The organism is Nocardioides sp. Soil805 (genome assembly GCF_001429625.1).
Lineage (GTDB): Bacteria > Actinomycetota > Actinomycetes > Propionibacteriales > Nocardioidaceae > Nocardioides.
In genome coordinates this window covers 179,043-189,707 of record NZ_LMSU01000005.1, presented here as the reverse complement: position 1 = coordinate 189,707, position 10,665 = coordinate 179,043, and the positions used below count along the sequence as shown (strand labels likewise).

The window sequence follows — 10,665 nt, the reverse complement described above, 5'->3', positions numbered from 1 at the left end:
GAGCGAGGTCATGATGGTGGAGAGGTCGGTGGCGGGCAGGACGGCGGTGAGCAGTCCCATGCCGTCGCCGAGGATCCGGCCGCTGACGCGGCGCTTGGCCCGGGCTCGCTGGTGGCGGGCGAGCCAGCCCTCTTCGTCGCGGCGCAGCACCTCGCGGCGTACGACGTCACGCAGCCCGGCATCGCCGAGGCCGGCCAGGTCGCGGCACACGGCGGTGTCGACCTCGCGGCGCTGCGCCTGCGTGAGGTCGGTGGTCTCGGTGGCGATGATCTCGGCGCGGCGTTCGGACAGGTCGCCGCGTTCGAGGGCGGCGAGGGTCTCGGGNCGCCGAGGATCCGGCCGCTGACGCGGCGCTTGGCCCGGGCGCGCTGGTGGCGGGCGAGCCAGCCGTCTTCGTCGCGGCGCAGCACCTCGCGGCGTACGACGTCGCGCAGCCCGGCGTCGCCGAGGCCGGCCAGGTCGCGGCACACGACGGTGTCGACCTCGCGGCGCTGCGCCTGCGTGAGGTCGGTGGTCTCGGTGGCGATGATCTCGGCGCGGCGTTCGGACAGGTCGCCGCGTTCGAGGGCGGCGAGGGTCTCGGGCAGGTCGGTCAGCAGGGCGCGGGCGAGGCGGAGCTTGCGGCGTCCCTCGTGGGGTGACTCGTGTCGGGCCAGGCCGATCTCGGTGCCGGTGCCGGCGTCGGGGTTGGGGAGGCGCCGCGTGGGTTCGAGGATCCGGCGGGCGTGGTGCTGGGCGTGGCGGTGCTGGTCGATCTCGTGGGTGATGCGGGCCTGGGTGSCGCAGATGGCGGACTTGAGGCGTTCGAGGGCGTCGAGCTGGTCGATGCCCTGGCGGGGGTCGACCGCGAGCGGGAGGTGCGACAGTGCCTCGTGCAGGGCGCGGACCTGCGCCGCGGGATCGAGGTCCCGGGGCGGGAGGGGCGCGTCCGCATGATCGAACATGTGTTCGAGTCTACCCCTCGCCAGTCCGCCCGGCAACGGTCGAGAGCGTCCTGTGGAGGGTCTGTCCGACTCGGGGCGCGGGTCGCGAGCTGTCCATGGTTTCCGGGACGCGAGGTCGGGAGACGCGAGGTCGGTCGTGGGCGTTGCTAGGTTCCGCGGGTGGACATCACACGGATCGGACCGGATGACTGGGAGACGTTTCGGGAGGTGAGGCTGGCGTCGCTGTCCGACTCGCCTGCGGCCTTCGGCTCCCGGTACGCCGACTGGGTCGACGCCCCCGTCGAGCGCTGGCGGTCGCGCCTGTCCCAGGTGCCGCTCAACCTCGTCGCGCGCGAGGGGACGCAGGTGGTCGGTGTCGTCAGTGGCCAGCTCGTCGACCCGGACTGGGTCGAGCTGATCTCGATGTGGGTGGCCCCGGCCGCTCGAGGAACGGGTGCCGCCGGTCAGCTCATCGACCGCGTCGTGGTGTGGGCCGCAGACCAGGACAGGTCGACCTGCCTGATGGTCCGCAGCGACAACACCCGGGCGCGGAGGGCGTACGAACGGGCGGGGTTCGTCGACGTCGGAGTGCCGGCGGGGTGGCCCGCCGACGAGCCCCAGGAGCGCCGCATGCAGCGGCGTGACGCGGAGCGCCATGGCTGAGACCACCCCGTCCCCGACGCGGCTGCCGACCCTGACGACGGAGCGCCTGGTGCTGCGTCCGGTGACGGTCGACGACCTGGACCTGATGGGCGAGCTGAACGGCGATCCCGCAGTCATGACCTTCATCCGTGGCCGTCCCGCGACTTCGGATGAGACGGCGGACGAGTGGCGTCAGCGTCTCCAGAGGCAGAGCGACCCTGCTCGGGGACTCGGCTACTGGGCCGGCTTCGAGGGTCCGTCCTTCGTGGGCTGGTGGTCGGCATCGTCGTTCGAGGGGCGATCCGACGTGTCCGGGGTGGGCTATCGGCTGACGTCGGAGTCGTGGGGCCGTGGCCTTGCCACCGAGGGTGCGCGAATGATGGTCCACCAGGCTTTCGCGTGCGACGAGGTGGAGCGAGTCCTCGCGTCCACGATGGCGGCGAACGCAGGGTCGCGGCGCGTGCTGGAGAAGCTGGGGATGACCCATACCTCGAGCTGGGCGGCCGAGGGGAAGGAGAGGGTTCCGGGCTGGGAGGAAGGGGAAGTGGGCTACGAGTTCGGCCGAGCCGAGTGGCAGGTGCGCTGACCGACGACGTCCCTCACGTCGCCATCAGCCGAGCGTCCGCCGCATGACGAGGCGCGGCAACCCGCCGGCGACCGCGTCGGTCCGGCCGACGACCTCGAAGCCCGCACGCTCGAACATCGCGCGCGTGCCCACGAACGCCATCGTGGTGTCCATCCGGCCCTCGGGATCGACCGGGTGCGCCTCGACCGCCGGGGCGCCGCGGGAGGCGGCGTACGAGACCGCACCGTCGATCAGGTGTCCGGTCACGCCCTGCCTGCGGTGCCCGCTGCGGACGACCACGCAGATGATGCTCCACACCGCGACGTCGTCGACGGGTCGGATGAGCCTGGACGCCGCGAGCCGGGGGATCTCCTCGCGGGGCGCCACGTGGCACCACCCGACCGGCACCTCGTCGCGGTAGGTCAGCACGCCGAACGACGTGCGCCCCGCGGCCAGCGCGCGGGCGGCGTCCTCGCGCGAGCCGTGGCCGAGCTCCTCGATCTCCTTCACGCGGAGGCGGTGGGAGAGGCACCAGCAGTGGGTGCTGCGGCGTCGCGGGTTGACGACGTCGGCGAAGTCGTCGAACCGCTCCGTGGTGACGGGGTGCGTGGCCCACGTGCCCTCAGTCATCGGCGAACAGCCCCCGGATGTCGTCGGCGCTGATGCCCTGGGCGGCGCCCGCGTCCCCGTCGATGACCCGGGCGAAGAGCTCGGCCTTGCGGGCCTTGAGCGCCATCACCTTCTCCTCGATGGTGTCGCTGGCGACGAGCCGGTAGACGAGGACGTGCTTGTCCTGGCCGATCCGGTGCGCCCGGTCGACCGCCTGCGCCTCCGCGGCGGGGTTCCACCAGGGGTCGAGCACGTAGACGTAGTCCGCCTCGGTGAGGGTCAGCCCGACCCCGCCGGCCTTGAGACTGATCAGGAAGACCGGGGCCTCGGCCCGGCGGAACGCCTCGATGACCGCTTCGCGGTCGCGGGTGCCTCCGTCGAGGTAGACGGTGGGGATGCCGTCGGCGGTGAGCCGGTCGCGCACGCGGGAGAGGAACGAGGTGAACGTGCTGAAAACCAGCGCCTGGTGTCCCTCCGCCGTCACCTCGGCCAGCTGCTCGGCGAGCAGGCTGGTCTTGGCCGAGCCGACGTGGTCGTGGTCCGGATCCACCAGGGCCGGGTCGAGGGCGAGCTGCCGGAGCTTGGTCAGGGCGCTGAAGATGGCGACCCGGTTGTGGTCGAAGTCCTCGACGAGCCCGAGGATGCGCTGCCGCTCGCGGGCGAGGTGGGCGTCGTAGATCCTGCGGTGCCGGGACTCGAGGGTGACCTCGAGGACCTGCTCCTGCTTGGGCGGGAGCTCGGCGGCGACGAGCTCCTTCGTGCGCCGCAGCAGGAACGGCTTGATGCGGCGCCGGAAGCGGTCCAGCGCGGCCTGGTCGCCGCCCTTCTCGACCGGACCCACGACCACCTCGCGGAACCGGCGGGGAGCGGGGTACAGGCCGGGTGCGGTGATGGAGAGCAAGGACCACAGCTCCATGAGCCGGTTCTCGAACGGCGTGCCGGTCACGGCCAGGCGGAAGTCGGCGTCCACGCTGCGGGCGGCCGCGTAGGTCTTGCCCTGGTGGTTCTTGACCTGCTGTGCCTCGTCGAGCACCAGCCCGGCCCAGCGCCGCGCCGAGAACTGGTCGCGCTCGAGGCGGAGCAGGGCGTACGTCGTGACCACGAGGTCGTGGTCACGCGCGATCGCGGCGACGTCGTCGGTGCGCCGCCCGACCACGCCGACCCGCAGCCCCGGGGCGTGGGTGGCTGCCTGCTGCCGCCACGCGGTCACCACGCTGGTGGGGGCGACCACGAGGAACGGGTCCTCGACCCCGCCCCGGGACCGGGCGTGCTGGACGAGCGCGAGCACCTGCAGCGTCTTGCCCAGGCCCATGTCGTCGGCCAGGATCCCGCCGAGCCCGTGCTGGTGCAGGAACGCCAGCCACCAGAATCCCTCCAGCTGGTAGGGCCGCAGGGTGGTGGTGAGCCCGACCGGGTCCGGCTGCGGGATCTCGGCGAGGTCGCGCAGCGCCACCGCCCGCTGCACCCAGGTGGCGGCCTGGGCGTCGACCACGCCGAGCTCGGAGAGCTCGGCCCAGACGCTGAGGTCGGTGGTCCCGACGCTCATCCGGTCGCCGTCACCGTCACGCAGCTGGGCCGCGGCGGCCACCACCTCGTGCAGCCGGGCGAACTCCGGGCGGTCGAGGGCGACGTACAGGCCGCTGGGCAGGACGAGGAACTCGTCGCCCCGCGTCACCGCGGCCAGCACGTCGGGCAGCGGCACCTGCTCGCCGTCGATGCTGATGAGGACCTCGAGGTCCAGCCAGTCGGTGTGGTCGGGCTGGTCCTCGGCCAGGGTGAACGTGACCTCGGGCGCGCTGGTCGACTCTCGGAAGTCGGGCGGCTCGACCTCGGCCACCGTCACGTCGTCGAGCGTGGCGAGGTGGGGGAGCTCGTGCAGGGCCAGCGCGAGGGCGTCGCCGCCGCTGACGGACGTCACCCCGACCAGGTGGGCCGGCACGGTCGCCAGGACGGAGCGCTCGGTCTCCGGGTCGCGCACCCCGGCCAGGGAGTCGGTGGAGGACAGGGTGCACCTGGCCTCGCCGTAGGTCCACTGCCACTCGAGGCCCGCGTGCGTCGACGAGTGCCAGGCGACCGTCAGGAGCAGGCGGGGGTGCGGGGGAGTCGGCACCTCGACCGACCCGTCCGACGAGACGACCGGCACGTGCCGCGCCACCGGTGCGAGCGCCTCGAGGAACTCGTCGACCTCCTCGTCGTCGACGACCACCGGAGGACCGACCAGCAGCTCGGCCAGGGCGTCGTGCAACGGCTCGGCGAGGTCGGCGAGGAGCACGTCGTCGCCCTCGACCAGGGCGAGCGAGGTGGCCGGCCGCCCGACCGGGGTGACCAGGTCGCCGCGCCAACGGCGCTCGTCGACCTCCGCGAAGACCTCGAGCGACGTGGCGCCGTCCCGCTGGGTCAGGTCGGCGGCGAGCCGGGCCGGGCCGGCGCTCAGCGAGACGGAGGCGACTCCCGCGCCGGGCAGCAGCACGACGCCGGCGGCGACGGCGTCGCGCAGGGCCGGCACCAGGCGGTCGCCGTAGTCGTCGAGCATCGGTGCCGCGCCGGCGACCAGGTAGGCGTGGCGACCGAGCAGCCCCCGGTGCAGCGCCTGCAGAGCCTCGACCTGGGCGGGCACGAACCGGCTGGCGGCGGCGGGACCGGAGAGGTCGGGCCACTCCGCGCCGGTGCGGACCCACCCCCGGCGCGCGCCCGGTCGCAGCGGACGCATGGAGAAGTCGCCCGGCGCGCCTCGTGACCACCGGTTGGCCGGGCGACGGGACACCTCGAGGGCGAGCGCGGTGCCGGCCAGGGCCGAGCGGGAGCGCTTGTCCAGCTCGCCGTGGAGCCGAGCCAGGCGCTGTCGCCACGGCGGCTCGGCGGCCACCGGCGCCGGTCCGCGCAGGCACAGCGCGACGGCCGCGCCGTGCTTGCACAGGCGTGAGACCGGGCAGGTGCAGGCGGTGAAGACCCAGTCGGAGGCCTGGTTGACCTCGGCGTGGAACTGCACCTGGTAGGGCGTCGGGGCGCTGCCCCACACCTCCGCGGTGGCCGTGAGGCTGGACGACGTCTCGTGCACGGCCGACAGGTCGAACACCTCGTCGACGTAGCCGTGGGCGCGGGCCAGGGTGCCCGGGTCGAAGAACCGGGCGAGGTAGTCATCCGTCAGCGCGTCGCGGATCTCCATGGCCGACCCATCGTGGCACCGAGCGCCGACATCCCGCAGGCGCCGTCCACAGGGTCAGCGCTCGCCGCGGTATCTGTCGCGCGTCTCGCTAGCGCTCGCCGCCGGGCACCCACAGCACGTCGCCCTGCTCGCGGTTGGCGTGCCGGGCCAGGATGAACAGCAGGTCGGAGAGCCGGTTGAGGTAGGTGATGGAGAGCTGGTTCATCGACTCGGCGTGCTCGGCCCAGGCCGCCCAGGCGGACCGCTCCGCGCGTCGTACGACGGTGCGCGCGACGTGCAGGTGCGCCGCGCCCGGCGTGCCGCCGTTGAGGATGAACGAGCGCAGGTTGGGTAGCTGCTCGTTGTAGTGGTCGCACCAGCCCTCGAGCCGGTCGACGTAGTCCTGCTCGATGCGCAGCGGCGGGAACTCCGGCTCCGCCACGACCGGCGTGCACAGGTCGGCGCCCACGTCGAAGAGGTCGTTCTGCACGTGGGTGAGCACCGCGACCACGTCGTCGTCCAGGTCGCCCAGGGCCAGCGCGAGCCCGAGGTGGGCGCCAGCCTCGTCGACGTCGGCGTACGCGTGCAGCCGCGAGTCGGTCTTGGAGGTCTCGCTCATGTCGCCGAGCCGGGTGGTGCCAGCGTCGCCGGTGCGGGTGTAGATGCGGGTGAGGTTGACCATGCACCCGACCCTATCGATGCGACCCGCGTCGAGGCCCGCCACCCGAAAAGGGGAGGTGTCGGTGCAACCAAGTCGGGTACAACTGCGTCATAGTGAGTGCCACGTCACAGTCTGGGAGTGCCGGGGGCGCCGACAGAGGGGAAGCACCGATGGACATCACCATGGACGGACCGGTCCTGATGTTGCACGGTGACTTCGACGTGCGCAGCACGTGGGAGGTCCGGGCTGCGATCTACGACCACCTCGAGTGCCTCGACGAGGACATCGTCGTCGACCTGGGTGACGTCGACAACGTCGACGTGACCGCGCTGCGGGTGCTGGCTGTCGCGACCCGGCAGGCCTGGCTCAACGGCCACCACCTCACCGTGCGCAACTGTGGTCCGGCCGTGCGGCGGATGATGCACCTGACCCGGCTGGCCCGGGCCATCGAGGTCGAGCGGTCCATCGCCTCGGCCTGATCCACCCGGCGTGGGTGGGGTTGCTCACATTTCCAGCCGGTGACTCACCGGTAACCACGGGCCTACATTGACCCCATGACTGACTCCGAGGTCCAGGTCCCGTCGGCTGCCCCCGAGGCGGCGCGTCCCGCCAAGGACCGCCCGTGGGTGATGCGCACGTACGCCGGGCACTCGACCGCCGCGGCCTCCAACGCGCTCTACCGGACCAACCTCGCCAAGGGACAGACCGGTCTCTCGGTGGCCTTCGACCTGCCGACGCAGACCGGTTACGACCCGGACTCGCCACTGAGCCGCGGCGAGGTCGGCAAGGTCGGCGTGCCGGTCCCGCACCTCGGCGAGATGCGCCGGCTCTTCGAGGACATCCCGCTGACGGGGATGAACACCTCGATGACGATCAACGCGACCGCCATGTGGCTGCTCGCGATGTACCAGGTGGCCGCGGAGGAGCAGAGCGGCCTGAGCGCCGCCTCGAGCGCCGAGGAGCGCAGCGCGGTCGCCCACCAGCTCGCCGGCACGACCCAGAACGACATCATCAAGGAGTACCTCTCCCGCGGGACCTACGTGTTCCCGCCCGAGCACTCCCTGCGTCTGATCAGCGACATGATCGCCTACACGGTCCACGAGATCCCGAAGTGGAACCCGATCAACATCTGCAGCTACCACCTGCAGGAGGCCGGGGCGACGCCGACGCAGGAGCTGGCCTACGCGCTGTGCACCGCGATCGCCGTCCTCGACCAGGTCAAGGCCTCGGGCCAGGTCGACGAGAAGGACTTCGAGAAGGTCGTCGGCCGCATCTCGTTCTTCGTCAACGCGGGTGTCCGCTTCGTCGAGGAGACCTGCAAGATGCGGGCGTTCGTGCAGCTGTGGGACGAGATCACCCGGGAGCGCTACGGGGTGCAGGACGAGAAGATGCGCCGCTTCCGCTACGGCGTGCAGGTCAACTCCCTCGGCCTCACCGAGGCCCAGCCGGAGAACAACGTGCAGCGCATCGTGCTGGAGATGCTCGGCGTGACGCTGTCCAAGAACGCCCGGGCGCGCGCCGTACAGCTCCCGGCGTGGAACGAGGCCCTCGGCCTCCCGCGTCCCTGGGACCAGCAGTGGTCGCTGCGCCTCCAGCAGGTGCTCGCCTTCGAGTCCGACCTGCTGGAGTACGACGACATCTTCGACGGCTCGCACGTCATCGCGAAGAAGGTCGCCGAGCTCGTGGAGAGCGCCAAGGCGGAGATCGACCGGGTCCAGGCGCTCGGCGGCGCGATCGCCGCGGTCGAGTCGGGCTACATGAAGCAGGCCCTCGTCAGCGCCCACGCCGCCCGTCGCGCCCGGATCGAGAACGGCGAGGAGGTCATCGTCGGGGTCAACCGCTTCGACACCACCGAGCCGTCGCCGCTGACCGCCAACCTCGACGAGGCGATCATGGCCGCCGACCCGGCTGCCGAGCAGTCCGCCCTGGACTCCGTGACCGCGTGGAAGGAGCAGCGCGACGAGGCCGCGGTCACCGAGGCGCTCGCGACCCTGGCCGCCGATGCCAAGACCACCACCAACCTGATGCCCGCCACCCTCGCCGCCGCCCGGGCGGGTGCGACCACGGGGGAGTGGGCCGGGACCCTGCGCGAGGTCTTCGGCGAGTTCCGCGCCCCGACCGGGGTGAGCGGAGCCGTCGGCGTGGCCGAGGCGGGCGCCGAGCTGGCCGCGGTCCGCGAGAAGGTGCGTACGACGGGCGAGGAGCTCGGCGGCCGCCTGCGGCTGCTGGTCGGCAAGCCCGGCCTCGACGGGCACTCCAACGGCGCCGAGCAGGTAGCCGTCCGGGCCCGCGACGCCGGCTTCGAGGTGATCTACCAGGGGATCCGGCTGACCCCCGAGCAGATCGTCGCCGCGGCGGTCGCCGAGGACGTGCACTGCGTCGGCCTCTCGATCCTGTCCGGCTCGCACATGGAGCTGGTGCCCGACGTGCTCGAGGGGCTGCGGGAGGCGGGCCTGGAGGACGTGCCGGTGATCGTCGGCGGGATCATCCCCGAGTCCGACGGCCGGCGGCTCGTCGAGCTGGGCGTCGCGGCCGTCTACACGCCCAAGGACTTCGGGCTCACCGAGATCATGGGCGGAATCGTGGACGTCATCCGGCGCGCGCACGACCTGGACTGACGCCGGGCGTCACCAGCCGTGGCTGCCGGGTCCGCCCTTGAACGGCCCGACCACGCGGTCGGTGATCCAGCCGCCGTAGAAGCCGCCCTCCTGGGCGCGCACGACCTCGCCGTCGACCAGGCACGCCTCCACCTGGCCGGGCATGACGGACAGGTGGTCGCGGATGGCCTCGAAGCCGCGGGTCGGGTCGGCGTACGTCCAGGCGGCACGGCGGGCCGTGGCGGCCGGGGTGACGAGGTCGAAGTACGTCGCGACGCCCTTCCACTCGCAGAACGTGGTGCCCTCGACCGGGCGCAGCACGCCGGGGGCGAAGGCGTCCCGCGGCAGGTAGTAGGCCGGCGGGTGGCTCGTCTCCAGGACCCGCAGCGACGACGTCGTACGGGCCACGACCTCGCCGCCGAGGCGGATCTCGACGGTCTCGGGGCTGTCCTCGACCCGCGGGGGCCGGGGGTAGTCCCACACGGACTCCTGGCCGGGACCGGGGACCTCGGGGGTCACTCTGCGCATGTCGACCAACCTACGCCGGGGCCGGGCGCAGCTAGCGTGGCGCCATGAGCGACCTCCAGTGCGCCACGCGCGTCTTCCTGGCCCGCCACGGCGAGGCCGACTACGAGACCGACCTGGTCACCGACCAGGGCGGGTGCCTCAGCGCGACCGGGCGGGCCCAGGCCCGTGCCCTGGGGGAGCGCCTCCTGTCCGAGCGCATCGCCCGGGTCTGGTGCAGCCCGCTGTCGCGGGCCGTGCAGACCGCGGAGATCGCCGCCTGCGTGCTGGGCGTCGACGTGGTCGTGCGCGAGGACCTGCGGGAGTACGGCGTGGGCGCGCTCGCCGGCACCGACGCGAGCGAGTCCGAGGCGCTGGGCCCGGTGTTCGGTGCGTGGGCGGCGGGCGACGACTCGGCCACGATCCCCGGTGGCGAGGACGTCGCCGCGATCGCGGCCCGGATGTCCGCCGTGCTGGACGAGGTCCGCGACGCCCACCGTGGCGAGGGAGTGCTGGTGGTGAGCCACGGCGGCGCGATCATGGTCGCCGTGCCGGAGCTGCTCCGACGGCCCCGTGCGACGGCGTACGACCTGCACCTGCCGGGTGGTGGCCACGTCGCGCTCGAGGGAGACGACGCGGGCTGGCGCGCACTCGACTGACGCGCCACGCGTGAGAGGTCGACAACGAGACGTCGACACTGAGACGTCCGCAACAGGCAGGTAAGCCTTGCCTAACACGCGTGTAGAGTGCCGACATGGGCACGTCCACGAAGGCAGGCAAGAAGGCGGGCAAGAAGGCGGGCAAGGCCGGCAAGGTCGCCCGCCTGCCCAAGAAGGAGTGCTGCGTCTCGCGGACGAAGTGCAACCGCTGCCCCCTGCGGATGCTCAAGGAGGGCACCCTGCCCGAGGGATACACCGTCAAGAAGCGCAAGCTCGTCAAGGTCAAGAAGAAGGTCGGCAAGCAGCTCGCCGCCTGAGCGCGCGGGGTCGCCCCGGCCGGACGGCCGGGGCGACCCGGTC

General features: G+C 72.6%; 10 protein-coding genes. 6 read left to right on the top strand and 4 right to left on the bottom strand.

The annotated features are described in order from the left end of the window. Positions 1-1,151: 1,151 nt before the first annotated feature. Together ASG94_RS19575 and ASG94_RS19570 are read left to right on the top strand one after the other, a co-directional pair. Entirely contained in the window at positions 1,152-1,586 is a 435-nt protein-coding gene (locus ASG94_RS19575; protein ID WP_056928161.1) for a GNAT family N-acetyltransferase, read from the top strand. After that, positions 1,579-2,151, top strand: a complete 573-nt coding sequence (locus ASG94_RS19570) for a GNAT family N-acetyltransferase (RefSeq protein ID WP_156411720.1) — start codon at positions 1,579-1,581, stop codon at positions 2,149-2,151. The genes ASG94_RS19575 and ASG94_RS19570 overlap by 8 nt, the downstream gene beginning before the upstream one ends. 24 nt (positions 2,152-2,175) lie before the next feature. Here ASG94_RS19570 and ASG94_RS19565 read toward each other — a convergent pair whose 3' ends face one another. From ASG94_RS19565 to ASG94_RS19555, 3 genes are all read right to left on the bottom strand, one after another. Then, on the bottom strand, positions 2,176-2,760 hold the full coding sequence (locus tag ASG94_RS19565) for a GNAT family N-acetyltransferase (protein WP_056928159.1): 585 nt from the start codon (positions 2,758-2,760) through the stop codon (positions 2,176-2,178). Continuing rightward, entirely contained in the window at positions 2,753-5,905 is a 3,153-nt protein-coding gene (locus tag ASG94_RS19560) for a DEAD/DEAH box helicase (RefSeq protein ID WP_056928158.1), read from the bottom strand. Before ASG94_RS19560 ends, ASG94_RS19565 begins: the two co-directional genes overlap by 8 nt. A gap of 88 nt (positions 5,906-5,993) precedes the next feature. After that, positions 5,994-6,566 (bottom strand): cob(I)yrinic acid a,c-diamide adenosyltransferase, encoded by a 573-nt coding sequence (locus ASG94_RS19555; RefSeq protein WP_056928157.1) that lies wholly within the window; start codon positions 6,564-6,566, stop codon positions 5,994-5,996. Positions 6,567-6,715: 149 nt separating this feature from the next. Between ASG94_RS19555 and ASG94_RS19550 the strand changes: the two genes are divergently transcribed. Next, positions 6,716-7,024, top strand: a complete 309-nt coding sequence (locus ASG94_RS19550; RefSeq protein WP_056928156.1) for an STAS domain-containing protein — start codon at positions 6,716-6,718, stop codon at positions 7,022-7,024. A gap of 75 nt (positions 7,025-7,099) precedes the next feature. Continuing rightward, positions 7,100-9,163 carry a protein meaA gene (locus tag ASG94_RS19545; protein WP_056928155.1) on the top strand — a complete coding sequence of 688 codons (2,064 nt, stop codon included), beginning with the start codon at positions 7,100-7,102 and terminating at the stop codon, positions 9,161-9,163. Between the two features lie 9 nt (positions 9,164-9,172). Here the strand turns inward: ASG94_RS19545 and ASG94_RS19540 are convergent, their stop codons facing one another. Further along, positions 9,173-9,670 (bottom strand): DUF427 domain-containing protein, encoded by a 498-nt coding sequence (locus tag ASG94_RS19540; RefSeq protein WP_056928154.1) that lies wholly within the window; start codon positions 9,668-9,670, stop codon positions 9,173-9,175. A 44-nt stretch (positions 9,671-9,714) separates the two neighbouring features. On the opposite strand from ASG94_RS19540, the gene ASG94_RS19535 reads away from it, so the two are divergent. Together ASG94_RS19535 and ASG94_RS19530 are read left to right on the top strand one after the other, a co-directional pair. Beyond that, a complete protein-coding gene (locus ASG94_RS19535; RefSeq protein WP_056928153.1) occupies positions 9,715-10,305 on the top strand; it encodes a histidine phosphatase family protein in 591 nt (196 codons plus the stop codon). Positions 10,306-10,400: 95 nt separating this feature from the next. Further along, the gene (locus ASG94_RS19530) at positions 10,401-10,622 is read left to right on the top strand and encodes a hypothetical protein (protein WP_056928152.1); all 222 of its coding nucleotides are present in this window, start codon (positions 10,401-10,403) and stop codon (positions 10,620-10,622) included. Positions 10,623-10,665 lie beyond the last annotated feature (43 nt).